Genomic DNA, 25,865 nt, shown 5'->3' with positions numbered 1-25,865 from the left:
CCTTCTAGCGGAAACGCGGGCCGAGCAGCTGCTCGCGCAGCGCGTTGAGCTGGTGGGAGTGCTCGACGGATCGCGGCTCGTCTAGCGAGTCGAGCGCCAGCAGCAGCGCGTCGGCCACGAGGATGCCGGCCAGCGGCTCGCCGGTGATGCCGGTGGGGGTGTGCGGCGCGGCCAGCACCGCGTCCACGCGTTCGGCGAACTCGCCGCCGAGCTCATCGGAGATCAGCACGATGCCCGCGCCCACCGCGTGGGCCCGCTCGATCAGCACGGTGATCTCCTTGAGCCGTCGGCCGGGCTGGAAGATGACGAGCACCTCGTCGTGGGCCAGCGAGAGCAGGTCGTCGGCGAGCGCGAAGCCGGTGGCCGAGGTGGCGCGGGCGCGGTGGCCCCGGCGGCCCAGCTTGAGCGCCAGGTGGCGGGCCGCCGGGTCGGATGCGCCGGCGCCGTAGACGAGCACTCCTGGCGCGTTGACCAGCAGCTCCACGGCCTTCTTGTACGCCTCGGGGTCGAGCAGGCGGCGGCAGTGGTCGATCCGTTCGCGGGCCTCGTCGAAGACCCGCTCCCAGATGGCCGACAGGTCCTGGCCCACGTGGCCGATGCGCCGCTTGAGCCGGACGTCGGGCGCCACGGACGAGGTGAACTCGGCCGCCAGCGCCCGCTTGAGCCCGGGCAGGCCGCCGAAGCCCAGCCGCTGCATGGTGCGCACCACGGTGGCGTTGCTGGTGCCGGTCGCGCTGCCCAGCTCCTGGGCGCTGGCGAAGAGGATCTGCTCGGGCGAGGCCGAGATCAAATAGTGGCACACGGCCCGCTCGGCCGGTGACAGCTCGTCCCACAGCTGCCTGACCATGGCCCTGAGCTGCTCGATTGGGCTGTGTGTATTTTCCATTACGACTCTTGACTCCCGTGTAGCGCTCATTACTCTGTCTTTGGAAACGACCGCTACAGACTTGCCGTCCCTTGAAATGAACGTTACAGGACGCCGGCCGGTCCAAGGAGCACCATTGAGCCTCACATCCCTGCCCCTCGTCGAGATCTCCGGCGCTCCGCGTGAGCGCGGGCGCCAGTACGGAGAGCAGGCCCGCGACCGCGTGCACCGCGCGCTGGCCTACTACGCCGAGGCGTTCGCGCACTCCAGCGGCCTGTCGTGGGAGCAGGTCGGCGCGCGTGCGGCGCGCTGGGTCGAGCCCAGCAAGGAGTTCGCGCCGGAGCTGGTCGAGGAGATGGAGGGCATCGCCGAGGGCGCCGGCGTCGGCTTCCTCGACATCCTGGCGCTCAACGCCCGCGGCGAGATCATCTACGACACCACGTTCGGCTCCATGGAGCCCGACGGGTGCACGTCGTTCGCGCTGATGCCGGAGGCCTCCGGCGACGGCCACGTCTACGCGGGCCAGAACTGGGACTGGCGCGACGGCGTCTCCGACACGGTGATGGTGCTGAGGGTGGTGCAGCCCGGCCGGCCGACGGTCATCATGCACGTGGAGGCGGGGCAGGTCGGGCGGCAGGGGGCCAACTCGGCGGGCATCGCGCTCAACGCCAACGGGCTCGGCGGGCGCTTCGACGACTCGGTGGGCGTGCCGCAGACGCTGATCAGGCGCAAGGTGCTCGACAGCGGCAACCTCAACTCCGCGCTGGAGGCGCTGACCAAGTCGCGGGCCCACATCGCCAGCAACGCGCTGGTCACCCATCGCGACGGGTTCGCCATCGATCTGGAGACCACCCCCGGCGCGATCGGCTGGATGTACCCGACCGGCGGGCTGCTCGTGCACGGCAACCACTACCAGGCGTTCGTGCCGCCGCAGCTGGCCGCGACCTACCGGCCCGGCTCGGCCGACTCGCTGTTCCGGGTGCCCAGGGCCGAGGGCGGGCTGCGTACCGTGGCCGAGGCGTCCGGCACCGACGAGGCCCGCAAGCGCATCAGGCTCGCCATGTCCGACCACCTGGGCTACCCCGAGTCCCTCTGCACCCACCCCGACGAGACCCAGCCCGCCGTCAAACGGTGGGCGACCCTGCTGTCGAGCTGCGTCGACCTCACCACGGGCGACTACCTGATCGCGGCCGGCACGCCCTGTGACCACGAGTACGAGCGCGTGCCCTGGAACCTCTACGACGGACCGCATGGAGAAGTGACCCCGTGAAGAAGACCCTCGCCCTGCTCGGGCTCGCCGCTCTCACCGCGGCCTGCGGCGGACCGGCGGCCACCACCAAGGCGCCCGACCCGGCCACGCTCACGCTGGTCGACCGCACGCCGAAGGCGGCAGGCCCGCTCGACAACGCCGTCTGGCTGCTCGGCCAGGAGCCCGGCACCCTCGACCTCGACCTCGACGGCGGCACCGACAACCGCACGGTCATGGCCAACGTCTGCGAGCGCCTCATGCAGACCCAGCCCGACATGACGGTCAAGCCGTGGCTGGCCGAGAAGGCCGAGCAACCCGACCCCAAGACCATGGTCCTCACGCTGCGCCAGGACGCCACGTTCCACGACGGCTCGCCGGTCACCGCCGACGACGTCGTGTGGAGCCTCAAGCGGCACTCGGGTGAGGGCAAGGACGAGTCCGACGAGTTCGAGGACGTGCAGTCGGTCACCAAGACCGGCGATCACGAGGTCACGATCGCGTTCAAGCGGCCCAACGCGCTGTTCGTGCAGGCCCTCGCGGGCGGCGCGGGCATCGTGCTGAACCAGAAGGTCGTGGACGAGCTCGGCAAGGACTTCGGCACACCCGGGCACGAAGACGCCTGCAGTGGGCCCTACCGGCTCAAGGAGTGGAAGTCCGGCAGCCAGCTGACGATCGAGCGCTATGACGCGTACTGGAACAAGGACGTCAAGCCGCTCACCAAGAGCGTCACCTTCCAGTGGGCCGACGACACGGCGCTGGTCAACAGCCTGGTCACGGGGGCGGCGCAGGGGGCCTACCTGTCGGACACCGGGCCCGCGGTGGCGCTGCAGAGCAACCAGGCGGTGAGCGTGGCCTACGGCGCGACCACCCGCGTGTTCGTGCTGCTGCCGACCGACCGCGGCGTGATGAAGGACGCGCGGATCCGGCGGGCGCTGTCGCTGGCGGTCGACCGGGCGGGCATCGCCAAGTCCGGGTTCGCGGGGCTGGCCAGGCCGTGGAAGGTGCCGGTCGGGGCGGGGGCGTGGTCCTACGAGAAGGAGGCGTTCCAGGCGGCCTACGACGAGCTGCAGGGGTCGCCGGAGACGCCGCGGCTGGAGGAGGCCAAGAAGCTCGTGCAGGAGGCCGGGTCGCCGAAGGAGCCGATCATCGTGGCGACCAACGGCGAGCAGGCCCGTACGGTGATCGCCAACGCGGTGGTCGACGCGGCGAAGAAGATCGGGCTGACCGCGCAGATCAAGACCGTCCCCGCCTCGGAGTTCGGCAGCTTCTACACCGACAAGTCGCTGCGCGCGCAGGTGGACCTGGTGCCCGACGACTGGTACATCACCAAGTCCGACCCGATCGGCTTCTACGACAACGGCCTGACCGGCTCGTCGAACAACTGGGTCAAGTTCAGCTCGCCCGAGTACGACGAGCTCGTCGCCAAGGCGCTGAGCGCCACCGACGACGCGGCCCGCGCCAAGGACGTCATCGAGCTGCAGCGCCGCTTCACCGCCGACATGGTGTGGATCTCGCTGGTCGAGGTGCCCAACGCGGTCGTGCTCGGCAGCAAGGTGACCGGGCCCCCGGCCTCGCAGGTGAACATGGGCTACCCGTGGGCGGCCGACCTCGGGGCCAAGGGCTGAGTCCATGGTGCGCAAGCTGGCCGGGCTGCTCGTCACGCTGCTCGCCACCTCGTTCGTGATCTTCGGGGCGTCCTACGCGGCGCCCGGCGACCCGGTCACGTTCCTGGCGGGCGGCAAGGAGAACCTCACGCCCGAATACCTGGCCGCCGTCCGGGCCGAATACCACCTGGACGACCCGTTCCTGGTGCAGTACGCACGATGGCTCGGTGACGCGGCGACCGGTGACCTCGGGCGTTCGACCCAGTACAACGACCAGGTCTTCGACCTGCTGATGGCGCGGCTGCCGAGCACGCTCGGGCTGGTGGCGTACGCCGCGGTGCTGTTCGTGGTGTTCGGGGTCGCGCTCGGGGTGCTGGCCGCGGTGCGCGGCGGGCGCACCGACTCGGCGGTGGTGGCGGGCACGACGTTCGCCACCTCGGTGCCGCCCTTCGTGGTGGCCACGGCGCTGATCTCGCTGTTCGGCGTGCAGCTCGGCTGGTTCCCCGTCATGGGCGGCCAGTCGCTGTGGCACCTGACACTGCCCGCCGTGACGCTGGCGCTCGGCGCGCTGGCCATCATCAGCCGGGTCACCCGGCAGTCCATGGTGGAGCAGCGCGAGCTCGACCACGTGACCGTGGCCCGCGCATCCGGGCTGTCCGAGCGGCTGATCGTGGTCAGACACGTGCTCAGGGGCGCGCTGGGGCCGATCGTGACCATGTGCGGGCTGGTCACGGCGGGCATGCTGGCGGGCACGGTGACCGTGGAGACCGCGTTCGGGCTCAACGGCGTCGGCTCGCTGCTGGTCAACGCGATCAACACGCACGACTTCCCGGTGACGCAGGCGGTGATGTTGCTCATGGTGAGCGCGTACATCCTCGTGACCACGCTCGTCGATCTCGCCCAGCCGCTGATCGACCCCAGGGTGCGGAGGCCCGCATGACCACGATGGTCGCCACACTCTCTCCGAAGGCCGCCCGGCCGCTCGGTTACCGGCTGGCCGGCGCCTTCCTGGTGCTGGTCGTGGTGGCGGCGGTGTTCGCGCCGCTGGTGGCCCCGTACGAGCCGGACGGGGTCGACTTCGCCGCCACGCTCGCGCCGATGTCGCCCGAGCACCCGCTCGGCGCCGACCAGTCGGGCCGCGACCTGTTCACCAGGGTCCTGTACGGCGCCCGCACCTCCCTGATCGGCCCCCTGGCGCTGCTGGCCATCGCCTCCGTGCTCGGCGTCGCGCTCGGCACGCTGGCTGCCTGGCACCGCGGCTGGGTGGACGCCGTCGTGTCCAGGCTGACCGACGTCATGTACGCCTTCCCGGGGCTGCTGTTCGTGGTGCTGGTCGTCGCGGTGTTCGGCAACGGGATGACCACGGCCGTGGTCGCGCTCGGGCTGGCGTACACGCCGACGATCGCCCGCTACACCAGGAGCGTGGCGCTGGGCGAGTGCGGCAAGCCGTACATCGACGCCTACCGGGTCCAGGGCATGGGCGGGTTCGCGATCTGCGTGCGGCACCTGGTGCCCAACATGGCGCGCTCGATCGTGGGCTACCTGGTCGTGCTGTTCGGTGAGGGGCTGATGAGCCTGGCCACGCTGAGCTTCCTCGGGTTCGGGGCTCAGCCGCCGTCGTCCGACTGGGGGCTCATGGTCAAGGAAGGGCAACCGGCGATCGTGCAGGGCGCGTTCCTGCCGGTGCTGGTGCCGGGCGCGGCCATCGCGCTGGTGGTCGTGTCGTTCAACGTGATCGGCGTACGCCTGGCCGACCGCATGGGCGTGAGGGGGACCTGATGCTGCTCTCCGTGGAGGAGTTGACGATCACGGCGGGCGGCCGGCGGCCGATCCTGCGCGAGGTGTCGCTGGCCGTCGGCAAGGGCGAGATCGTGGGCCTGGTCGGCGAGTCGGGATCGGGCAAGTCCACGCTGGCCCGGGCGGTGCTGCGGCTGCTGCCCGCCGGGGCGGCGGCCTCCGGCAGGGTGCTGGTCTCGGGCGAGGACGTGCTCGCGATGGACCCGGGCCGGCTCAGGGACCTGCGGGCCTCGCAAGTGTCGATGATCTACCAGGACCCGCGCTCCTCGCTCAACCCGGTCCGCCGGGTCGGCGACTTCCTGACCGAGCGCATGGTGCACACGCTGGGCCGCCCCAAGGCCGAGGCACGCGCCCGGGCGGTGGAGCTGCTGGCCGCCGTCGGCCTGCGCGATCCCGAGCTGCGCATGCGGCAATACCCGCACGAGTTGTCCGGCGGCATGCTGCAACGGGTGGTCGTCGCCGCCGCGCTGGCCGCCCACCCCGCGCTGCTGCTGGCCGACGAGGCGACGAGCGCGCTCGACGTCACCACCCAGGCCGAGACCCTCGCCCTGCTGCGCGAGGTCCAGGCGGAGCGGGAGCTCGGCATGCTGTTCATCACCCACGACCTGCACCTCGCGGCGTCCTTCTGCGACCGGGTGCACGTGCTGTACGCGGGCACGGTGGTCGAGTCGCGACCGGCCAAGGAGCTGTTCGAGGACCCCCGGCACCCGTACACGGCCGGGTTGCTGGCCTGCACGCCGGAGCTGGACGATCCCCGTCCCCTCCGGCCCATCCCCGGCCGCCCGCCCTCGCTGGACGACGCGTTCGCCGGCTGCCCGTTCGCGCCGCGGTGCCCGCGGGCCGCGGACGCCTGCGAGGAGTGGTCGCCGCGGCCCGTGACCGTGTCCGGCGGCTCCGCCGCCTGCCGTCTGGTGGAGGCGTGATGCTCGGCGTACACGATCTGTGCAAGTCCTTCCACGGCTCGGTGGCCGCCGACCAGGTGTCCTTCGAGCTGCCGCCGGGCGGCTCGCTGGGCCTGGTCGGGGAGTCCGGGTCGGGGAAGACGACGATCGCGCGCATGCTCGTCGGCCTCGTCACCCCCGACTCCGGCACGATCACCGTGGACGGGCGGGCGCGCTCGGCCAGGGAACGCGGCCGGGCGGCGCGGCTCCGGCGGGCCCGCGAGATCCAGATGGTGTTCCAGGACCCCTACCTGTCGCTCGACCCGCGGCTCACCGCCGCCGAGTGCCTTCAGGTGGCGCTCCGGCTGCACGGCGGGGACCGCTCGCGCGTCCCCGAACTGCTCGACCAGGTCGGGCTGGGCACCCGCGAGGCCGGGGCCCGGCCCCACCAGCTCAGCGGCGGGCAGCGGCAGCGCCTGGCCATCGCCAGGGCGCTGGCCGTGGAACCGTCGGTGCTCGTGCTCGACGAGGCCGTGGCCGCGCTGGACGTCTCCATCCAGGCGCAGATCCTCGAACTGCTCAACCGGGTGCGCGCCGAATCCGGCGTCGCGCTGCTGTTCGTCAGCCACGACCTGGCCGTGGTACGCCACCTGTGCGAGGACACGCTGGTGCTGCACAGAGGGGTGGTCGTCGAGCGTGGGCCCGTCGCGAGGGTGCTGGCGGAGCCCGAGCATCCCTACACCAGGCTGCTGCTCGACTCGGTGCCCAGGGCGCGCTAGCAGCCAGGAACGCTTTGGGGCCCTCGGCCGTTGTTCCTGGTGTAACGCGCTGGTGCGGAATCGAGGAAACGATGCGGCTGCTGCTCTTCCTGGCCTTCCTGGTCGTCCCCGTCCTGGAGATCTGGCTGCTCATCCAGGTGGGTTCGGTGATCGGCGGGCCCGCCACCGTGGCCCTGCTCATCGCCGACAGCCTGCTCGGCGCCTGGCTGGTACGCCGCGAGGGCCGCAGGGCCTGGCGGGCGCTCCAGGAGGCGATCGGGTCCGGCCGGATGCCCGAGCGCGAGCTCGCCGACGGCGGCCTGGTCCTGGTGGGCGGCGCGCTGCTGCTGACGCCGGGCTTCTTCACCGACGTCTTCGGGTTCCTGTGCATCCTGCCGTTCACGCGGCCTCTGATGCGCCGCCTGGGCGCCTGGTTCTTCGACCGCCGGGTCAAGCGGCTGGCCGCGAGCTCCCCGTACGCGAACCTCTTCCCGCCCCACCAGGACGTGAGAGTGCCGGACAGCGGCCGGGTGGTGCACGGCGAGGTCATCCGCGAGGACCGCGACTGATCGTCCCGGTGGGGCCTGCGTTCGAGGTCTATCGGCCCCCGGGAGGACGCATGCCGCAGGCTCGCCGAGCCGTGGGGGACGCGGACGCAGTCCGGGCCCGGAGGTAGAGCCCTGGCGGGTCCGCGTCGGCTCCTTGCCCGAGAGCGGTCTGCGCGCAGGACGGGGAGTGCAGAGCGCGACGCTCCTGCACGGCAATGACGGCCTGGACCTCGCGGTCAAGGACGGACGCGTCGTCGGGATGCGCGGGCGCGCCGGATCGCGTCAACCACGGCCGCCTCGGGCCGAGGGCCTGTACGGCTGACAGGCCGCCAACGCGCCCCCTCATCCACGAGAACGGGCGGCTGGTCGAGACCGACTGGGCCACCGCGATGGGCGGGCCGCGCCCGGCGGCTCCTCGACGAGCACGGCCCCAGCGCGATCGGCTTCTGCACCACGGGCCGGCTGTTCCTGGGGGAGCCCTACACGCTCGCTCTGATCGCGCACGGGGGTATCGGCACCAACCACCTGGACCACGTCCGCGAACACGCCGAGGCGGGCAACCCCTCCCATGAGATCTCCGCGGCGGAACGCCTGCGCGAGAAGGCCCCGGAGCGGCCCGTCCGCCACTCCGAGCCGGCCTGCTCCTGCTGGCCGACTTGCGTTCACCTGTACCTGGCGGAGTGGAAGGTGTCCCTGGACGGGGAGCTCCTGGCGCAGGCCGCCGCCCAGGCGGCGAAACAGAGAAAACTGACGCAACTCCTCCACCCGCAGACACTCCGGCAACTGCGTGGGCAAATGCCAGCGTGTCCTGACCTGACCCTGGCACCATCTTCGTGGTGTGGGCATCTTCGTGGTGTGGGCATGAAGAAACCCCCGGGCGGGTAGCCCGGGGGTTTCACCGTGAGAGGAGGTCAGGCGCTCTTACGACGCTGGGCCCGCAGAACCGCGAGCCGCTCGTTGAGCACCTCCTCAAGATCTTCGATCGACCGCCGCTCCAGGAGCATGTCCCAGTGTGTCCGCGGGGGCTTGACCTTCTTGGACTCCGGCTGCTCGCCGTCCACCCGCACCGCGGTCGCGCCGCACATGCGGCACTCCCAGGTAGCGGGGATCTCAGCCTCGGCTGCAAGCGGAACCTCGAAGCGATGGCCCTTAGGACAGGTGTAGGACACCTCCTGGCGCGGGGCCAGATCCGTGTTACGGTCGTTCTCGTAGCTGGTTGCCCCGAGCCGGGTGCCACGAAGCGCGCGCTCGCCCATGTCTAAATGCCTCCTACAGGGCCCCCTTGCGTGGGGGGATCTGTCTCCCACGGTGTCTAACGCTTGGTACCGTGATGGGATTCCCACCCGCGGGGTGATCCAATCGCGCTTGGGGCGTCGGTTCTTCACACAGTCGCCGATCGGGCCCGCGTTCCGGCCCTGACCAGGGCCGCCGCCAGCCAGACCCCGCCAATCATGATCAGCGCGCCGTGCGTGATCCGCAGCGGATACGGGCCGAAGAACTGCGGAATGAACAGCACGAACCCCAGCGCCAGAGCCGTCCCGCTCCACTTGGGCAGCATTCCGGACCGCCAGACGGCGATCGCCGCCATCACCGCGCCGACGGCCAGAACAAGGAGCCCCACGGCGAACATGGTGATCGCGACGGGCCCGTACCTGAACTCCTCGGCCAGTTCCATCAGCGCGGGCGCCTGGTCGTGGAGGGAACGCCGGGCGATCACGTTCAGGCCGAAGTCCTCGGCACCGTAGTACGGGAGCGTCAGGCCCGCGCCCACCCAGGTCACGGCGGCGGCGCGCAGGGAGAGGCGGTCGCCGAGCACCTGGTGCAGCCCGAGCACGGCCAGGCCGAGCAGCACGAAACCGAGCATGGCGGCCGCGTGCCCGGCGACCCACGCCGTGGAGGCCATGGCCGTGGCGTCGTCGCCGGAGGGGCGGATGGCGGGATAAGCGAGGAAGAGGATGCCGGCGGCGGCGAAGGCCAGGGAGGTGAGCCTGGGGGCCATCAATGCTCCTTGAAGAGGGCGTTGCTCTTTAGTGAGAGCAATGCTCTCGCTTCGGGGAGGCGCTGTCAAGAGCACCGCTCTCCCTTTGGATCAGTGAACCTCCTTGGTTGGTGTGAGACCGGCGGGGCGTGGGCTCTCAAACGGCCTGGCCGGGTGTCTTGAACCCGGCGAGCGCGACCATCCTCCGGGCGAGCAGGGCAGGGCAGGGCAGGGCGGGCGGGGCGGAACTGGGCATGATGGCGAACCGGGGCGGAGTGGCATGAGACGGGCGCCCTTGTTGGGCTCTAGCGGGGACGCCTGCGGGTCAGGAGCGGGACCAGGGTCCTGTCACCGAAACGGGTCATTACCGCCAGCGGCTTGACGGCGGCGGCAACGAGCCAAGGGAGGCCCGGTGTGCCGGTGGTGCGCGCCATGCCGGGGCCGAGTGCGGCCATCATCGCCGTCAGCCCCGGCAGGGGCCGGATCCACATGGTGATCTCCTTGATCAGCCCGTCCTCGCCCACCTCGACCAGCGCCGCCTCGTGAATCTCCTGGCGCCCCAGCCGGGCGGTCGCGGTCAGGGCTCGCGTACGTTCGTCGCCGATGTCCCTCTGATAGCGCAGGTCCGACAGCACGCCGAACACGACCGAGAACAGCTCCCGTACCTGCTCCTTGCCCTGAAAGGCGGCATTGGCGCTGAGCGGCGAGCGGAAGACCACGTCGTCGGCCAGCGTGGCGACGAGGGCGTCGACGTCGTGTGCCTCACCGGCCCGGCGGTAGGCGGCGGCAGGTGAGTCCTGAATGTGAACTGTCATAGGTTCACTTTATCAACCCACTATCCTGGGTCCATGAACAGGTTCGGTGAGATGCACTGCTCCATCGCCCAGGCCGTCGGCGTGGTCGCCGAGCCGTGGACACCGCTGATCCTGCGTGACCTGTTCCTGGGCCTGTGCAGGTTCGACGACCTGGCGGAGGACCTGGGCATCTCGCGCAACCTCCTGACCCGCCGCCTGGAGCATCTGGTGGCGGCCGGCGTGGTGGAGAAGCGGCCGTACCAGGAGCGTCCTGTGCGCCACGAGTACGTCCTCACCGAGGCAGGCCGCGACATCGTGCCGGCCCTGCTGACGTTGATGGCTTGGGGCGATCGCTGGTCCACGCCGCCGGGCGGCCCGCCCGCTCTCCTGGTGCACTCCTGCGGCGAGCGCTTCACCCCCGTCGTCACCTGCCCACACTGCGGCGACGAGGCCACCGCGGACACGGTCTCAGCCGTACGCGGCCCGGGCGCGGCCCAGGGCCCCGGCACCATGCTCCTCGCAGCACAGTCATGACCAGGCACGCAGCCGTCCGCCGCGACCATCCCACCGGCCGTACTGTGGTGATCGGGCAAACCGCCGTCCGCTGCGGCCGGCCCCCCACCGCACTGCCGACCGGGCACTCCGCCCTCTGCCGTGACCAGCCCACCGATCGCACCGCCGTGCCTGCAGTCAGTCCCTGGCTGTAGCGATCAGAGCCGCCCGGACTGCCGTGACTGGCGTGCCGCCTTGGACGGCTTCCGGGATCGGGCGTCCGCCTGTCGATGAGAGACCTCTCATCCGCCGCTAACGCAGGCGCCATCGTAGGCCCGCAGGCTGAGAACCGGCAGCGTACGGGACCTACCGACGGGAGACGCCGATGAGACGGGGACCACGATGGCTCCTGCTGGCCGTCACCGTCGCGCTCGTCCTGGGCGCCACGGCGGCGCTACCAGGGCGGCGGGAGGCCCGGGCGGCGTCGCCGCTCGGCGCGGTCCAGGTCGCCGCCGCCTCCGCGGATGGCGACGGGGGCGATGACGATGACGGGGAGGGCGATGGTGGGGACGGCAAAGCGGTGCGTACGGGTCCGGCGAGGGACCACCCAGGCGCCGGATCGGGCGGGAGCTCAAGACCGGGCAAGGGCTCGCAGCCTCGCTCGGACGACGGACGATCACAGGGTGGGGCGGAGGCGCAACCGTCCCCCTCCAGCGGTTTGGGGGGCGGCGAGGGGCAGGGTGCCTCGCACGGCCCCGGGCCCGCCGGCACCGGTGACGGGACACGCACCTTCCGGGGCGTCGCAGGTCCGTCAGCACCGCGTGCCGGCGGAGGGCCGCAGAAGCGCGACGGACGCTCACCGGCGCGAGGCGGGCCGGATTTACACCCCCGAGGCGGACCGGATTCACAGGCGTCGGGCGGCGCCACTTCACCGACCTGGAAAGGGGGGAGCGGACCCGTGCAACGCGGCGCCGGCAGCTCAGAGACGCCGCCAAACGGGGTTCCGCCCTCCGGCGTTAACTCGCCGTCTCGAGACGCCACCATGCTTCCCCGAGGATCCGGCCACTCCGACAGTTCGACCGCGCAGCCCGGCACAGGCTCGCCGCCTGCCGCCGCAGGCTGGTCGCCTGGTGGTGCCGGTTCGCCGTCTGGCGGCGTGGGCCAGTCTCCGGGTGGTGTCGGCTCGGAGGCAGGTGCCGCTGGTCGGTCTCCGGGTGGTGTCGGTTCGCCGTCTGGCGGTGTGGGCCAGCCGTCGGGTGGTGCCGGTTCGGAGGCAGGTGCCGCTGGTCGGTCGCCGGGTGGTGTCGGTTCGCCGCCTGGCGCGGTGGGCCTGTCGGCTGACGGGTCAGGTTCGCAGTCTGGTGCCGCAGGCTGGTCGCCTGGTGGGGGAGGCTCGCTGCCTGTCAGCGGGGGCCGGTCGCCTGGCGGCGGGGGCTGGTCGTCGGACGCTGGGGCTTGGGGGTCGCTTGAGGGCCATGGAAGCTGGTCGTCCCTCGATGGAGCCGAGGGGTGGCCGCCCTCGCACGACGTTGACGACGCGGCGACTCGACCCGGCGACGGCGGCTCGTCCGTTCTGCCCGATACCGGCGGCCCATCAACCTCACCTGGCGACGGCGCCTCGTCGCTCCCGGGCGGATCCCCGCCGCGCGGTACGGGCGCGCCAGGCGGTACTGGCACGCCGGATGGTGCAGGCGTGCCGGGATCCGATGCCGGGCGCACCACCGGCGATTCGTACGGCAACGGTCATCGGGGGTGGTGGGTGCTGTTCGCCATCGTGGGCACGGCTGCCCTCGCAGGGACGGCGTTCTGGATCGCCCACAAGCTCGGCCCGTGCCCTGACGCTCCGGCCGACTCGAGCTCTGAACCCCTGCCTGACTCCAGCCCCGATCCACCACACAGCCCAAACGACTGAACCCTCCTGCCTGGCCGCCCGCTGGAAGCCTGCGGCGAGTTGTCGTGATCGGCGCGAGCGCTTGAATGAGCCGCCTAGCTGCTCGTTTCGTCGCGAGCACGTGGACGATCCGCCCGGCTCGTTTCGTCGCGAGCGCTTGGTTGTGCCGTCTGGTGGTCCGTTCCGGGTGCGAGCGCCTCACGATCCGCGCGGCTGCTCACTTCGGCACGAGCGCTTGGATGTGCTGTCTGGCGGTCTGTCCTGGTGTGAGTGCCTGGACGATCCGCGCGGCTGCTCGCCTCGGCACGAGCGCCTGGATATGCCGTCTGGCGGTCCGTCCCGGCACGCGCGCTTCATGTGCCGTCAGGTGGTGCGTCTCGGTGTGAGCGCTTGGATGTGGCGTCTGGTTGCTCGTCTCGGTGCGGGCACCTGGGCGAGCCGCCTGTGTGCTCGTCCAGGAAACCGCTGGGAGGGCAGCCGCCGAACGCCAGGAACGCGCCAGGAACGCGCCGGGAGTTAAGCTGCCGAACGCCGGGGACAACCCCGGAGGCCGGTCGCCCACGGCGGCGGGAGGCTGCGGACCGGACCACCAGCGCGTGTCCACGTGGGATGGCGCCGCGTGTCCACGTGGGATGGCGCCTTATGCGGCTGCTCTCCCGGTGAACGGGCGCGAGGGGTTTGCCCGGGGGATGGGGTCAGATGCGGTCGGGGACCTCGTTGCCGGCTTGGCGGATCGCCCTGGGGAGGTTGGTCAGGGCCAGGAGGACGAAGCCGATGATGAAGAAGATGATCATGGAGACGATGGCGATCCGGTAGCTGTTGCTCAGATTGAGCGCGATCGTGACCGTCAAGGAGCCGATGAACGCCGAGCCCTTGTCGCTGATCTGCAGCAGGCTGAAATACTCGGCCTCCCGCCCCTTCGGGATCACCTGCGAGAACAGCGAGCGCGACAGCGCCTGCGTGCCCCCCAGCACGATCGCGATCGCGAACGCCATCAGGTAGAACTGCAGCTCCTGCCCCTCCTGGACGAACAGCGCCGCCACCACGATCGCCGTCCACAGCACCAGGCTGGCCAGCACCGCGCGCTTGGTGCCGATGCTGCGGGCCAGCCGGCCCAGCAGCAGCGCGCCGAAGAACGCCACGAACTGCACCATCAGGATGGCCGTGATCTGCACCGTCTTGTCGAGCTTGAGAGCCTCGGAGGCGAAGGCCGCGCTGTTGCCGATCACCGTCTGCACGCCGTCGTTGTAGATCAGGTACGCCACCAGGAACAGCAGCGTCAGCGGATAGCGGCGCAGCTCGGCCAGGGTGCGGCCGAGCTGGCGGAAGCTGCCGCCGACCGAGCGCAGCGCCGTGGTCTCGTGGGCGGGCACGGGACGGTTGCGCAGCCGCAGCAGCGGGATGATCGTGAAGATCGCCCACCACAGGCCGGCCGACATCATGCTGATGCGCACCGCCATGCCCTCGGCAACTCCCAGGGCCTCATGCTGGGTGTAGAGGACGAGGTTGAGGGCCAGCAGCAGGCCGCCGCCCAGATAGCCGATGGCCCAGCCGCGCGAGGACACCCTGTCGCGCTCGGCCGGGGTGGAGATCTGCGGCAGGAAGGAGTCGTAGACCACGACCGAGGAGCCGTAGGCGAGGTTGGCCAGGATGAACAGCACCCCGCCCAGCATGTAGCGGTCGCCCTCGACGAAGTACAGGGCCATCGTGGCCAGCGCCCCGACGTAGGCGAAGCCGCCGAGCAGCTCCCGCTTGCGCCCGGTGTGGTCGGCCAGCGCGCCCACCACGGGCAGCACCACGATCTGCAGGAACACCGCGATCGTCAGCGTCAGCGCGAAGAACGCGGCCGGCCTGATGTCGGCGCCGAGCACGTCGACGTACCCCAGGCCCGGGTTGCTCTTGACCAGCTTGTCGAAGTCGGCTACGCACGTGCCGGAGACGATGTTCGGGAAGTCCTTGGCGCAGGCCGCGGTCTTGGCGACCGGGATGAGGTACGGGCCGAGGAAGACCGAGATGATCGTGGTGTAGAAGGCGGAGTTGGCCCAGTCGTAGAAGTACCAGCCGCGCTGCTCGCGCCTGCGGGCTGCGGGGGAGTCGTCGAGGGCCGCGGGGGGTGCGGGTACGGGCATGGTGTCGAGTCGCTCCTATGCGGCCGGGCGGCCCGGCCTGCAGGCTTATGGGGCTTTCTTGGCTTCTTGGGGCTGGTACGCCGTGCTCTGGATGCTCGCTCGTGCCGCAGAGCCCGGGCCGTCCGGCCGGATCACGCGGCCAGGCTGCCGGGATGCCATTGGCCGCGGCGCTCCAGGACGGTACGCAGGCCTGTGACGTTGTCGGTCATGAGGCCGTCCACGCCCAGGTCGAGCAGGTGTTCCATGCGTACGGGGTCGTTGACGGTCCATACGTGCACCTGCATGCCGATGGCGTGCGCCGTACGTACCAGACTCCGGGTGGTCACCCGCAGCCCGCGGAAGCCCACCGGCACCTGCGCGCACGGGACGCCGGCGCGCGACAGGCGGGCCAGCAGGCGGCCGTAGCCGGAGGTGGACGCGGCGGCGCGCAGCGCGGCGACGCCGCGCGGGCCGAGCGCCGAGCACACCTCCCTGCCCATCGCCGCCCTGGCCAGCGTCAACCGCTCGTCGGAGAAGGAGGTCAGGCAGATGCGGTCATAGGAGTTGGTACGCCGGATCGCCTCGGCCAGCGGCGCGATGGCGGCGGCCTCCTTGACGTCGATGTTGAAGCGGACCTCGGGCCAGGTGCCCAGCAGGTCCTCCAGCAGCGGGATCTCGTGAAGCCCGCCGATGCGGGCCTGCCTGACCGCCCGGTAGGGCAGCTCCGAGATGCGGCCCCGCTGGTCGGTCACCCGGTCGAGCGTGTGGTCGTGGAAGGCGAGCAGCACGCCGTCGGAGGTGGCGTGCGCGTCGGTCTCCAGATAGGTGTAGCCGAGCCCGACCGCCCGTTCGAAGGCCGCGATGGAGTTCTCCGCGCCCTCGGCGGCGCCTCCGCGATGCGCGAACGCCAGCGGGCCCGGATGGTCGAGAAAGGCGAATCGACGGCTCAGCACGTCCTGAGTATGCCTTCCGTGGGTGAACGGGTCGGTTACGGTTCGAGGAGATTCTCCCACTCTTGGCGGCGAGCCTCGGACAGCGCGATGGCGGCGGCCACCGCCACGTTGAACGACCCGACCCGCCCGACCTGCGGGATGTAGCAGACGCCGTCCACGGCCTCGAGCAGTGCGGGGGAGCAGCCGTGATCCTCGCTGCCGACCACCAGGCACACGTCGCGGCCCAGGTCGGCGCGGTGCAATGGCACGGCCTCGGCGGTCAGCTCGATGGCGTGCACGGTGTAGCCCCCCGCCTTGGCGGCCTTGACCGCCTCGGTGGCCAGGATCGGCTCGTGCCAGGTGACCAGGCGTTCGGTGCCGAGCGCGGTCTTGCCCGCTTTGGGGTTGGTCGGCGGGGTGGCGTTGCCGGCGAGCCAGATCTCGTCCACGCCGAACGCGGCGGCGCTGCGGAAGATCGAGCCGATGTTGAACGGGCCGGTGACCGACTCGATGATCATGGCGAGGCGGTTCTGGGTGTTCCTGCGCCAGGTGCGGTTGAGCCGCTTGACGTCGGTGGGGCGCAGTTGCCTTCTCATCGGGTCACCTTCAGGATGCGGTAGGCGGCCCGGCTGGCCTCGCGGGAGGCGTGCCAGCCCTGCTCGCCGAGCCAGCGCTGCAGGGAGTCCGAGCCGAGGTGTTTCTGGACGACCAGGTAGGCGACGCCGTCGGGAGTGAGCCGCGTCAGCCACCTGGTGAGCATGTCGTGCAGGGCCTGCTTCCCAATACGGATCGCAGGATTAGACCAGATTGCCCGAAATTTCACTTCATCTGGTACTTCGTCGATATGTGCTGACCGTACTTTGTAAAGGCCCGCGGCTTGGGCGTTCCTGGCGGTCAGCTCCAGGCTGCGCCGGTTCACGTCGACGGCCCATACGGTCGCCTCGGGCGCCCGGGAGGCCAGGGTCAGCGCGATCGGCCCGTACCCGCAGCCCAGGTCGAGCAGATCGCCCTCCTGCGGTGGCGGCGGGACGGTCTCCAGCAGGATGCGCGTGCCCACGTCGACCCGTTCCGGCGAGAACACGCCGCTGTCGGTCTCCAGCCGCAGGTGCAGATCGGGCAGGACCAGGTCGACGGAGCCCGGCTTGCTCGCTGCCTTCGGCTGTTCGGAGAAGTAGTGGGCCACGTCGCAAAACGTTACCGGACCGGCCCGGATCCCCGACGCACGCGGCCGACCGGGCCCGGCCGTCGCGGCTGCCACGGGTGGGGCTGGTTCGTGGCCGGCGTGGGTCAGGCGTCCGTGGTGCGGGGCTGGTTCGTGGCCGGCGTGGGTCAGGCGTCCGTGGTGCGGGGCTGGTTCGTGGCCGGCGTGGGTCAGGCGTCTGTGGTGCGGGGCTGGTCGCTTTCGCGGGCTGGTTCGGTCTGTTCGAGCGTGGAGGCCCAGCTGGCGAGGAGGGTGAGCGCGTCGTGGGCCGGGGTGCCGGGTTCGGCGCTGAAGGCGGTGAGGGTCAGGCCGGGGTCGGCGGGCAGGGGCATGGCTTCGAAGGGGAGGCTGAGGTCGCCGACGACGGGGTGGTGGAAGTTCTTGACGCCGGTGTGGTGCAGGCGGACGTTGTGGGCGGCCCACAGGGCGCGGAATTCCTCGCTGCGGGTGGCGAGCTCGCCGACGAGGTCGGTCAGCGCCCGGTCGTAGGGGTCGCGGCCTGCTTCGGTACGCAGCAGGGCCACGGTCGTGTGGGCGGATTCGTCCCAGTCGGGGTAGAAGTCGTGGGCGCGGGGGTTGAGGAAGCGGAACCGGGCGAGGTTGACGGGCCGGACCGGATCGTCGAAGACGGGTGCGTAGAGGGCCCGCCCGAGCCGGTTGGCGGCCACGATGTCCAGGCGTCCGTTGCGGACATAGGCGGCCGCGTCGGTCATGGAGTCCAGGAGGCGCTGGATGCCGGGCCGGATCTGCTGCTGGGTGGGGCGACGGCGGGTGCGGGGGCCGGCGTTGGCTGTTCGGGCCAGGTCGAACAGGTGGGCGCGTTCGGCTTCGTCCAGCTTCAGGGCACGGGAGAGGGATTCCAGGACGCTTTCGGAGACGCCGCTGAGATTGCCCCGCTCCAGGCGGGCGTAGTATTCGGCGCTGACGCCGGCGAGCATGGCGACCTCCTCGCGGCGCAGCCCGGGGACGCGCCGATGGCCGCCGTAGGCGGGCAGCCCGGCCTGCCGCGGGGTGATCTTGGCTCGCCGCGAGATCAGGAACTCGCGGACCTCACTGCGGTTGTCCATGTCTTCGCAGGGTAGGCCGGATCTCGACGCTGTGGGGTGTTCTGCCAGTACAGGGAACAGCAGGAACTCTTTGCGGCCATCTCACCAGCGCTTTCCCGGCTGGTGCCGGTCGTACGTGCTGCCCGCCGCCACGGTGGACACGACGGTGAAGACCTTGCTGGACGCGGCGTTCGACAACGCTGGCACCCAGAAGCGCGGCGGCCGTCCCGAGGCCGGGTGTTCGTCGTGGGAGCGGTGCAGGGCTTGCCGTCGTACGGGATGCATCCGGCCGGTTCAAACCCGGCATGGGGTGTTCTGCCAGTACAGGCAACGACAGGGACTCCCTCACCACGCCCACCTGCGGTTTCGTGGTTGATGCCCAGGTCCTGAGGAGCGGGTGCCCGCTTGGCCCCACCTTTCCGCCAGGCCGCGCCATCAATGTACGGCTCGCCCGCCACGGTGTGGCCGCAGCCCTGAGCAGCCCGTCCGTTTGCCCACTCCGCATTGCGAAGAGATCACCGCTGATGTCCACCACGCGCACCGCCTGCCCGGCCATCGCCGCCGGCTCCGACCGGCCGCGTGCCGTTGCCGGCCGCGCGCTGGCCGCCGCCGTGCTCGGCTTCTTCGTCATCACCCTCGACGCGGTCATCGTCAACGTCGCTCTGCCGTCGATCCGGTACGACGTCGGCGGTGGCATCACCGGGCTGCAGTGGGTCGTCGACGGCTACACGCTGATGTTCGCCGCGCTGCTGCTGTCCTCGGGTTCTCTGACCGACCGCGTCGGAGCGCGCCGCGCCTTCGGCATCGGGGTGACGATCTTCGCCCTGGCCTCGGCGGCCTGCGGTCTGGCGCCGAACCTGGGCGCGCTGGTGGCCGCCCGCCTCGTCCAGGGCGCGGCGGCCGCCGTGATGATGCCCTCCTCGATGGCGCTGATCGGCCACGCCTACCCGGACCCGGTCCGGCGAGGACGGGCGGTCGCGGTGTGGGCGATGGGCGGCGCCGTCGCCTCCTCGTGCGGCCCCGTCCTGGGCGGACTGCTGACCATGCTCAGCTGGCGGCTGATCTTCTTCATCAACCTGCCCGTCGCCGCGGCGGCCCTGATCCTGCTCGTCCGCACCCAGCGCTCGCCCCACCGGCGCGTCCCCTTCGACTGGCCGGGCCAGGTCAGCGCGGTCCTGGCGATGGGCGGGCTGACCTACGGCGCGATCGAGGCCGGTGCCGCCGGGTTCGCCGAGCCCCGGGTGATCGCCGCGCTCGCGGTCGCGGGCGTGGCGCTCGCCGCCTTCCTCGCGGCCCAGGCGCTCCGCACCCACCCGATGGTGCCGCTGGACCTGTTCGCCTCCCGGACCGCGACGGTCAGCGTCGTCGTCGGTTTCGCGTTCGTCGTCGGCTACTACGGGCTGCCGTTCGTGATGAGCCTGTACCTCCAGCAGTTGCGCGGCCTGTCCGCCCTGGCCGCCGGAGCGGCGTTCGCTCCGATGATGCTCGTCGGCGCCGTCCTGACCCCCTTCAGCGCGCGCATCACCGAAAGGATCGGCACGCGGGCACTCATCACCACCGGCCTGGCCCTCATGACGGCGGGCCTGACGATCCTCGCCCTCGCGCCCGCCTCGACCCCGGTCTGGGCCCTGGCCGTCCTGATGGTCCCGATCGGACTGAGCGGTCCGCTCGTGATGCCGCCGATGACCGCCGCCCTGCTGGACGCCGTCCCGCCCCACCGTGCCGGGGTCGCCGGCGGCGTGTTCAACACCAGCCGGCAGGTCGGCGGTGCCCTGGCCGTCGCGGTCTTCGGCGCGCTGCTCGCCCAACCGGCCGGCTTCCTGCATGGCCTGCGTACCAGCCTGCTCATCGCCGCCGCGGCCACGCTGGCCGCCGCAGCCGCAAGCCGGCTGCTCGGACCCGCCCTCACAGCGACGACGGGACGTACGCGCCCGGACGGCGATGCGACAGACGATCATGATCAGCGGTGAAACGATCGACGAAGGAGCCGACCATGGACAAGCGAACTCTCGGCCGTGATCTCGAGGTCTCGGCGATCGGCCTCGGCTGCATGGGCATGAGCCAGAGCTACGGCCCCAACCCCGGCAGCCGGCAGGAGATGATCGCGCTCATCCGGGCAGCGGTGGAGCGCGGCGTCACGTTCTTCGACACCGCCGAGGTCTACGGGCCGTTCCGCAACGAGCGACTGGTCGGCGAGGCCCTCGCCCCCGTCCGCGATCAGGTCGTGATCGCCACCAAGTTCGGATTCGCGTTCGACGCCGAGGGCCGCCAGGCCGGGTTGTCCAGCCGGCCCGAGCACATCCGGCAGGCCGTCGACGGCTCGCTCCAGCGGCTCGGCATCGACGTGATCGACCTGTACTACCAGCACCGCGTCGACCCGCAGGTGCCGATCGAGGACGTCGCCGGAGCGGTCAAAACGCTCATCCAGGACGGCAAGGTCCGGCACTTCGGCATGTCCGAGGCAGCCGCCGGCACCATCCGCCGCGCCCACGCCGTCCAGCCCGTGACCGCCGTGCAGAGCGAGTACTCCCTGTGGTGGCGCAGGCCCGAACAGGAGGTCCTGCCGGTCCTGGCAGAACTCGGCATCGGCTTCGTCCCCTACAGCCCGCTCGGCAAAGGATTCCTCACCGGCACCGTCGATGCGGCCACCACCTTCGACCGCGCCGACATCCGCGCGAGCATCCCGCGCTTCACCGCCGAGGCGAGGAAGGCGAACCAGGCGCTCGTCGATCTCCTGGGCGCCATCGCCCGGCGCAAGGGCGCCACACCCGCACAGATCGCGCTGGCCTGGCTGCTGGCCCAGCAGCCCTGGATCGTCCCGATCCCCGGCACCCGCAGGCCGGAGCGACTGGCGGAGAACATCGCCGCCGCCCACGTCGAGCTCGCCGCCGACGACCCCGAACACATCGACGCCGCCGCCGCGAAGATCGACATCCAGGGCGCCCGCTATCCCGAACACCTGGAACGCATGACCGGCCTGTGACCGGCCGGCACCACAGGAAAGGACATCCGCCATGACTTCATGGACCAGCGACGAGCTCGCCCGTATCGGCACCGCGGAGGAGCTGCGGATCGCGCCCGTCCGCGACGACGGCACGCCGCGCACACCGGTGCCCATCTGGGTCGTCCGTGACGGTGACGATCTTTACATCCGCTCCTACCGAGGCAGCGACGGGGCCTGGTACCGGACCGCCCGGGCCGGCCACCACGCCCACATCACCGCCGGCGGCATCGACAAGGACGTCGCCCTGGCCGAGGAGAACGATCCCGGCGTCAACGACCGGATCGATGCGGCGTACCGCACCAAGTACCGCCGTTACGGCAGCACCTACGTCGTCCCCATGGTCGCCGCCCAGGCCCGAGCCACGACCCTGAAGCTCCTGCCGCGACCATGACCGCCGCCGTGGGGCACCCGCCTCACGGCGCGCCGGCCGGAGGTGTGGGGTGTTTGGACGCCGGGCCCTCGGAGGCGACCCCGCCGCCCACCATCACCCCGCTCCCGGTCTCGGGCCCTACCTCCGGCCCGGACCCCTGCCCCCGGCTCCAGCCTTGGTTGGTTGTGCGCCTGTGGCCGGGCCGGGGGAGGGGTGGCGGTCAGCGGGTGGGGGTCAGGGTGCGCTTTCTGGAGGCGTAGATGTCGTCCACCAGCCTGTACGTGCGCGCCTGCTCCGCCGTGAAGATCCGATCCCGCTCGATGTCCTTCCTGATCTCCAGGATCCCCCGCCCCGTGTGCCGGGAAAGGATCTCCTCCTGCTGGTCGCGCATGCGCAGGATCTCCCTGGCGTGGATCTCCAGGTCGCTGCCCTGCCCGCGACCGCCCTCCGTGTGGGGCTCGTGCAGCAGGACGCGGGCGTGCGGCAGGGCGGCGCGTTTACCGGGCGAGCCCGCCGCCAGCAGGACCGCCGCGGCCGAGGACGCCTCGCCGATGCAGACGGTGTGGATCTCCGGCCGCATGTACTGCATGGTGTCGTAAATGGCCATCATGGCGGTGAACGAGCCGCCGGGGGAGTTGATGTAGAGGCTCACGTCCTGGTCCGGATCGAGCGATTCGAGCGTGAGCAGCTGCGCCATCACGTCGTTGGCCACGGTGTCGTCGATGGGGGCGCCGATGAAGACGATCCGGTCCTCGAAGAGCTTGTTGTACGGGTTCATCTCCCTCATGCCGTACGACGTGCGCTCCGTGAACGAGGGCAGCACATAGCGGCCGCTCATATCAGTTCATCCCTTCTGCGATGTGGTCGACGATGCCGTAGTCCAGCGCCTCCTGGGCGGTGAACCAGCGGTCGCGGTCGGAGTCGGCCTGGATGCGCTCCAGCGGCTGGCCCGTGTGGTGGGCGATGATCTCGGCCATCCGGCGCTTGGTGTAGAGCATGTTGTCGGCCTGGATCTGGATGTCGCTGGCCGAGCCGCCGATGCCGCCGAGCGGCTGGTGCATGACGACGCGGGAGTTGGGCAGGGCGTAGCGCTTGCCCTTGGCGCCCGCCGTCAGCAGCACCTGCCCCATGGAGGCGGCGAACCCCATCGCCACCGTCGCCACATCACACGGAATGAACTGCATCATGTCGTAGAGTGCCATCCCGGCGGTCACGGACCCGCCCGGCGAATTGATGTAAAGCGTTATGTCGCGGTGTGGGTCTTCGGCCGCCAGCAATAGGAGCTCCCCGCAGAGCCGGTTGCAAATCTCGTCGTCGACCTCCTGGCCGAGGACGACGATCCGCTCTTTCAGCAGGCGCTGGCTGAGCTGGTCTGGCCAGGCCGCACGCTGGGTCTCCGTCATGACCGGTCGCCTTTCTGTGCTGGGTATTTCCGAGAAAAACGCTAGACCCGGCAGGTGTGAATTCTGGAATTATTTCGCTGGGGGCGCATTTCTCTAAGGGCGCATTCCACCGAGAGCGAATATCCATCGACATACAATCGCGGATGTGAGAAGGAACCTGCCCCGCCGATGGGCGTGCCTCATCCTGGGCGGCGCGCTGCTGATGCCGTACATGATGACCGGCGTCCTGATCGCGGCCCAGTGGCAGGGCCAGAACGCCAACCTGCTGCTGCCCATCCAGATCGGCGTGTTCGTGGCGGTGCTGCCGGTGGTGGCCGTCACCGGGCTGTTCCTGCCGATCCGGGCCCTGGAGGTGAACGCGGCGCAGGGGCTGCTCGGGGCGCACGTCGAGACCCCGCCCAGGCAGGCGGGCCGCACCTGGCAGGAGCGACGCAGGACCGCCGCCTGGTTCACCCTGCACCTGGCGATCGGCGGGCTGCTCAGCGGCTCCACGCTGGCCATCGTGCCGTTCACGCTGGTCACGCTCGCGCTGCCGTTCGCCGGGCGGGCGACCCCGGTCATCGGCGTCGTCGTGGAGCCGGGATGGCCCGCGGGGCTGTGGCCGCTGGGCGGGCTGGCGCTGCTGGGGGCGCTGGTGGCGACGGTGGCGGGCGCGGGCGAGCTGCTGGCCAGGCTGGCTCCCGTCCTGCTCGGCCCCACCCCGGCCGAACGCCTGGCCGCCGCCGAAGAGCACGCCCGTACGCTCGCCGAACGCAACCGTCTCGCCCGCGAGCTGCACGACTCGGTCGGACACGCGCTGAGCGTCGTCACCCTGCAGGCCGCCGCCGCGGGCCGGGTCCTCGACCGTGACCCGGAGATCGCCAGAAAGGCCCTGGCCGCGATCGAGCAGTCGGCCCGCACCGCCCTGGAGGACCTCGACCACGTCCTGGGAGTGCTCCGCGACGACGACCGGGCCGGCGGCTCTCGCAGTGATGGCGATCCGGGGCGGGGCAGGGCGCCGCAGGCCACGCTGGCCGACCTCGACGAGCTCGTCGCCGCCTCGGGCGCTCAGGTGCGGCAGGAGGTGGGTGACCTGTCCGCCGTGCCCGCCGTGGTCTCCCGGGAGGCGTACCGCATCCTCCAGGAGGCGCTCACCAACGCCATCAAGCACGGCCACGGCCCCGTACGCCTGGCCGCCGCCGTACAGGACGACGACCTGAGGCTCGAGGTCACCAACCCGGGACGGGGGACCGGCGGCGGTCCCGGAGGCAGGGGCGTGACGGGGATGCGCGAGCGTGTCCGGCTGCTGCGCGGCGAGCTGGACGCGGGCCCCACGGAGGCCGGATGGAGCGTCACGGTGCGTCTGCCGCTACGGTCGAGCCCATGACGCTCAGAGTCGTGATCGCCGACGACGAGGACCTCATCCGCGCCGGACTGCGGATCATCATCGACGCCGAGCCGGACCTGACCGTGGTCGGCGAGGCCGCGGACGGCGCCGCCGTCCTGCCCCTGGTTCGCCGTGAGCGGCCCGACGTCGTCCTCATGGACGTCCGGATGCCCGCGCTCGACGGCATCCAGGCCACCGAGCGCCTGCTGGCCCTGGACGCGCCGCCGAAGGTGCTGGTGGTGACCACGTTCGAGAACGACGACCATGTCTACGACGCGCTGCGGGCCGGGGCCAGCGGGTTCCTGCTCAAGCGCACCAGGCCGGACGATCTGATCAAGGCGGTCAAGCTGGTCGCGGCGGGGGAGTCGCTGCTGTTCCCGGCCGCGATCCGGGCGCTGGCCGGACGCCGGTCCCAGGGCCCGGGACGGGTGGCCGGGATCGACCGGCTGACCGGCCGTGAGGGCGATGTGCTGCGGCTGATGACCAAGGGGCTGTCCAACAACGAGATCGCCGCCGAGCTGGTCGTCAGCCAGGAGACGGTCAAGACGCACGTGGGGAACGTGCTGGCCAAGCTGGGTGCCCGGGACCGGACCCAGGCCGTGATCGCCGCGTACGAGTCGGGCTTCGTCTCGCCGAGCTGAGACGGCGTCCCCCCGAGGGGCCCCGTGGGGTCCTTCGGGGGCGGGCGAGGAGGTCAGGGGTGGATGGCGGCGCGGCGCAGGAGCTCGGCCGCGGGCAGCACGGTCGCCTCCGTGGCCGTGAGGCCGGTGGCGGCCAGGGCCCGGTCGACCAGGTGCAGTCCCACCGCGTACCCCGCCATGTCGGCGATGCCGCGCGGTTCCTGCCCGAACATGCGCGCCACGCTGTCCCCCACCACGTACTTCGACGTGTGCTGCATCCCGGCCAGCGAGAAGTCCGCCATGATCAGCTCGTACGCCCGCTCGTACGCCTCCCCGCTCACCATCGACGACCACGGCCCCATGGCCTCGGCCCCCGACAGCTCCCGTACGAACGCCTCGGCCAGCCCTTCGGCCACCACGTGCTCGCCCACGGTCACGGTCACCGGGTTCCACTCGACGTTGGTGTAGCGGACGTTGTGGTGGAACTCGTGCACCGCCAGGTGCCCGATCCGGCCGATCACCTCGTCCGACGGCCAGGCCAGCAGGTAGAGCCAGCCGGGCGAGCCGCCCATGCCGTAGTAGCCGCCGCCCACCTTCATCAAATGCTCGTTATCCGGATTGCCCAACATGAGCATGACCTGCACCGACTCCCGCTGCTTGGCGTCACGCAGCCGGTCGGAGGCGCGCTCCAGCTCCCGCCGCACCTGCCCGAGCACGTCGGCGTCGATCATGCGCTGGACGGCGGGCAGGTAGCGCGGATCGTCGGCGTCGACCCGGAAGCCGCCGCCCTGGTGGTGGATGTCGACGATGTCGCCGGGCATCGGGATCTCCGAGCGCGTCGGCTCCAGGATGTCCCGCAGCGCGCCGGGCCGCCGTTCGAGCGGCTCGCGCAGCAGGGCGGCCATCGGCGTGAGGGTGTCGTGAACGATGAATTCCATGCCGCGGAAGCTAAAGCCTC

Annotated in this window: 27 protein-coding genes; 14 read left to right on the top strand and 13 right to left on the bottom strand. The window is 71.1% G+C overall.

All coding sequences use genetic code 11. The annotated features are described in order from the left end of the window. Positions 1-4: 4 nt before the first annotated feature. Complete coding sequence (locus tag AB0J87_RS24755; RefSeq protein ID WP_350734596.1) at positions 5-847, bottom strand: MurR/RpiR family transcriptional regulator; 843 nt, start codon at positions 845-847, stop codon at positions 5-7. 154 nt (positions 848-1,001) lie between these two features. On the opposite strand from AB0J87_RS24755, the gene AB0J87_RS24750 reads away from it, so the two are divergent. The 8 genes from AB0J87_RS24750 (at position 1,002) to AB0J87_RS24715 (ending at position 8,024) form a co-directional block, all read left to right on the top strand. Continuing rightward, the gene (locus AB0J87_RS24750; RefSeq protein WP_363968678.1) at positions 1,002-2,135 is read left to right on the top strand and encodes a C45 family peptidase; all 1,134 of its coding nucleotides are present in this window, start codon (positions 1,002-1,004) and stop codon (positions 2,133-2,135) included. Next, positions 2,132-3,739: an ABC transporter substrate-binding protein gene (locus AB0J87_RS24745; protein ID WP_363968676.1), complete on the top strand. Its 1,608-nt coding sequence runs from the start codon at positions 2,132-2,134 to the stop codon at positions 3,737-3,739. Before AB0J87_RS24750 ends, AB0J87_RS24745 begins: the two co-directional genes overlap by 4 nt. Before the next feature lie 4 nt (positions 3,740-3,743). Continuing rightward, positions 3,744-4,658: an ABC transporter permease gene (locus AB0J87_RS24740; RefSeq protein ID WP_350734590.1), complete on the top strand. Its 915-nt coding sequence runs from the start codon at positions 3,744-3,746 to the stop codon at positions 4,656-4,658. Further along, the gene (locus AB0J87_RS24735) at positions 4,655-5,497 is read left to right on the top strand and encodes an ABC transporter permease (RefSeq protein ID WP_363968674.1); all 843 of its coding nucleotides are present in this window, start codon (positions 4,655-4,657) and stop codon (positions 5,495-5,497) included. Before AB0J87_RS24740 ends, AB0J87_RS24735 begins: the two co-directional genes overlap by 4 nt. Further along, on the top strand, positions 5,497-6,438 hold the full coding sequence (locus AB0J87_RS24730; RefSeq protein ID WP_363968672.1) for an ABC transporter ATP-binding protein: 942 nt from the start codon (positions 5,497-5,499) through the stop codon (positions 6,436-6,438). Before AB0J87_RS24735 ends, AB0J87_RS24730 begins: the two co-directional genes overlap by 1 nt. Continuing rightward, on the top strand, positions 6,438-7,175 hold the full coding sequence (locus tag AB0J87_RS24725; RefSeq protein ID WP_350734585.1) for an ATP-binding cassette domain-containing protein: 738 nt from the start codon (positions 6,438-6,440) through the stop codon (positions 7,173-7,175). Before AB0J87_RS24730 ends, AB0J87_RS24725 begins: the two co-directional genes overlap by 1 nt. 71 nt (positions 7,176-7,246) lie before the next feature. Then, positions 7,247-7,723 (top strand): FxsA family protein, encoded by a 477-nt coding sequence (locus AB0J87_RS24720; RefSeq protein ID WP_363968670.1) that lies wholly within the window; start codon positions 7,247-7,249, stop codon positions 7,721-7,723. A 166-nt stretch (positions 7,724-7,889) separates the two neighbouring features. Then, the gene (locus AB0J87_RS24715) at positions 7,890-8,024 is read left to right on the top strand and encodes a hypothetical protein (protein ID WP_363968668.1); all 135 of its coding nucleotides are present in this window, start codon (positions 7,890-7,892) and stop codon (positions 8,022-8,024) included. 589 nt (positions 8,025-8,613) lie between these two features. On the opposite strand, the gene AB0J87_RS24710 is transcribed toward AB0J87_RS24715, so the two are convergent. The 3 genes from AB0J87_RS24710 to AB0J87_RS24700 all read right to left on the bottom strand — a co-directional run bounded on the left by AB0J87_RS24710 (position 8,614) and on the right by AB0J87_RS24700 (position 10,495). Continuing rightward, the gene (locus AB0J87_RS24710; RefSeq protein WP_185074387.1) at positions 8,614-8,958 is read right to left on the bottom strand and encodes an RNA polymerase-binding protein RbpA; all 345 of its coding nucleotides are present in this window, start codon (positions 8,956-8,958) and stop codon (positions 8,614-8,616) included. 125 nt (positions 8,959-9,083) lie between these two features. After that, positions 9,084-9,701, bottom strand: coding sequence for a hypothetical protein (locus AB0J87_RS24705; RefSeq protein WP_363968666.1), 618 nt, complete (start codon positions 9,699-9,701; stop codon positions 9,084-9,086). A 284-nt stretch (positions 9,702-9,985) separates the two neighbouring features. After that, positions 9,986-10,495, bottom strand: a complete 510-nt coding sequence (locus AB0J87_RS24700) for a nuclear transport factor 2 family protein (protein ID WP_363968664.1) — start codon at positions 10,493-10,495, stop codon at positions 9,986-9,988. Positions 10,496-10,528: 33 nt separating this feature from the next. Between AB0J87_RS24700 and AB0J87_RS24695 the strand changes: the two genes are divergently transcribed. Next, positions 10,529-11,008 carry a helix-turn-helix domain-containing protein gene (locus AB0J87_RS24695; protein WP_363968662.1) on the top strand — a complete coding sequence of 160 codons (480 nt, stop codon included), beginning with the start codon at positions 10,529-10,531 and terminating at the stop codon, positions 11,006-11,008. A gap of 2,544 nt (positions 11,009-13,552) precedes the next feature. Here the strand turns inward: AB0J87_RS24695 and AB0J87_RS24690 are convergent. From AB0J87_RS24690 to AB0J87_RS24665, 6 genes are all read right to left on the bottom strand, one after another. Next, positions 13,553-14,986 carry an MFS transporter gene (locus AB0J87_RS24690; protein ID WP_363968660.1) on the bottom strand — a complete coding sequence of 478 codons (1,434 nt, stop codon included), beginning with the start codon at positions 14,984-14,986 and terminating at the stop codon, positions 13,553-13,555. Positions 14,987-15,117: 131 nt separating this feature from the next. Continuing rightward, positions 15,118-15,918, bottom strand: a complete 801-nt coding sequence (locus AB0J87_RS24685; protein ID WP_363968658.1) for a glycerophosphodiester phosphodiesterase family protein — start codon at positions 15,916-15,918, stop codon at positions 15,118-15,120. Between the two features lie 35 nt (positions 15,919-15,953). Continuing rightward, complete coding sequence (locus tag AB0J87_RS24680) at positions 15,954-16,493, bottom strand: TrmH family RNA methyltransferase (protein ID WP_350734572.1); 540 nt, start codon at positions 16,491-16,493, stop codon at positions 15,954-15,956. After that, positions 16,490-17,080 carry a methyltransferase gene (locus AB0J87_RS24675; RefSeq protein ID WP_363968656.1) on the bottom strand — a complete coding sequence of 197 codons (591 nt, stop codon included), beginning with the start codon at positions 17,078-17,080 and terminating at the stop codon, positions 16,490-16,492. The genes AB0J87_RS24680 and AB0J87_RS24675 overlap by 4 nt, the downstream gene beginning before the upstream one ends. Positions 17,081-17,268: 188 nt before the next feature. Then, on the bottom strand, positions 17,269-18,165 hold the full coding sequence (locus tag AB0J87_RS24670) for a helix-turn-helix transcriptional regulator (RefSeq protein WP_363968654.1): 897 nt from the start codon (positions 18,163-18,165) through the stop codon (positions 17,269-17,271). Positions 18,166-18,246: 81 nt separating this feature from the next. Then, the gene (locus AB0J87_RS24665; protein ID WP_363968652.1) at positions 18,247-18,429 is read right to left on the bottom strand and encodes a hypothetical protein; all 183 of its coding nucleotides are present in this window, start codon (positions 18,427-18,429) and stop codon (positions 18,247-18,249) included. Between the two features lie 239 nt (positions 18,430-18,668). On the opposite strand from AB0J87_RS24665, the gene AB0J87_RS24660 reads away from it, so the two are divergent. From AB0J87_RS24660 to AB0J87_RS24650, 3 genes are read left to right on the top strand one after another with little or no spacing between them, the layout of a single operon-like run. After that, positions 18,669-20,114, top strand: a complete 1,446-nt coding sequence (locus AB0J87_RS24660) for an MFS transporter (protein ID WP_363968650.1) — start codon at positions 18,669-18,671, stop codon at positions 20,112-20,114. 23 nt (positions 20,115-20,137) lie between these two features. Next, positions 20,138-21,127 carry an aldo/keto reductase gene (locus AB0J87_RS24655; protein WP_363968648.1) on the top strand — a complete coding sequence of 330 codons (990 nt, stop codon included), beginning with the start codon at positions 20,138-20,140 and terminating at the stop codon, positions 21,125-21,127. A gap of 31 nt (positions 21,128-21,158) precedes the next feature. Next, positions 21,159-21,539, top strand: a complete 381-nt coding sequence (locus AB0J87_RS24650) for a DUF2255 family protein (protein WP_363968646.1) — start codon at positions 21,159-21,161, stop codon at positions 21,537-21,539. 199 nt (positions 21,540-21,738) lie between these two features. On the opposite strand, the gene AB0J87_RS24645 is transcribed toward AB0J87_RS24650, so the two are convergent. Next, complete coding sequence (locus tag AB0J87_RS24645) at positions 21,739-22,356, bottom strand: ATP-dependent Clp protease proteolytic subunit (protein WP_363968644.1); 618 nt, start codon at positions 22,354-22,356, stop codon at positions 21,739-21,741. Position 22,357: 1 nt separating this feature from the next. After that, complete coding sequence (locus AB0J87_RS24640; protein WP_192783338.1) at positions 22,358-22,921, bottom strand: ATP-dependent Clp protease proteolytic subunit; 564 nt, start codon at positions 22,919-22,921, stop codon at positions 22,358-22,360. 145 nt (positions 22,922-23,066) lie between these two features. Between AB0J87_RS24640 and AB0J87_RS24635 the strand changes: the two genes are divergently transcribed. Beyond that, entirely contained in the window at positions 23,067-24,287 is a 1,221-nt protein-coding gene (locus tag AB0J87_RS24635) for a histidine kinase (protein ID WP_363968642.1), read from the top strand. Beyond that, positions 24,284-24,928: a response regulator transcription factor gene (locus tag AB0J87_RS24630; protein ID WP_363968640.1), complete on the top strand. Its 645-nt coding sequence runs from the start codon at positions 24,284-24,286 to the stop codon at positions 24,926-24,928. The genes AB0J87_RS24635 and AB0J87_RS24630 overlap by 4 nt, the downstream gene beginning before the upstream one ends. Positions 24,929-24,981: 53 nt before the next feature. Here the strand turns inward: AB0J87_RS24630 and AB0J87_RS24625 are convergent, their stop codons facing one another. After that, entirely contained in the window at positions 24,982-25,845 is an 864-nt protein-coding gene (locus AB0J87_RS24625; protein ID WP_363968638.1) for a DUF2268 domain-containing putative Zn-dependent protease, read from the bottom strand. Positions 25,846-25,865 lie beyond the last annotated feature (20 nt).

It is taken from the genome of Nonomuraea sp. NPDC049625, from assembly GCF_040675285.1.
GTDB classification, from domain to species: Bacteria; Actinomycetota; Actinomycetes; order Streptosporangiales; family Streptosporangiaceae; genus Nonomuraea; species Nonomuraea angiospora_A.
Note: the sequence above shows the minus strand (reverse complement) of the source record. Positions and strands in the feature narration are given on the sequence as shown.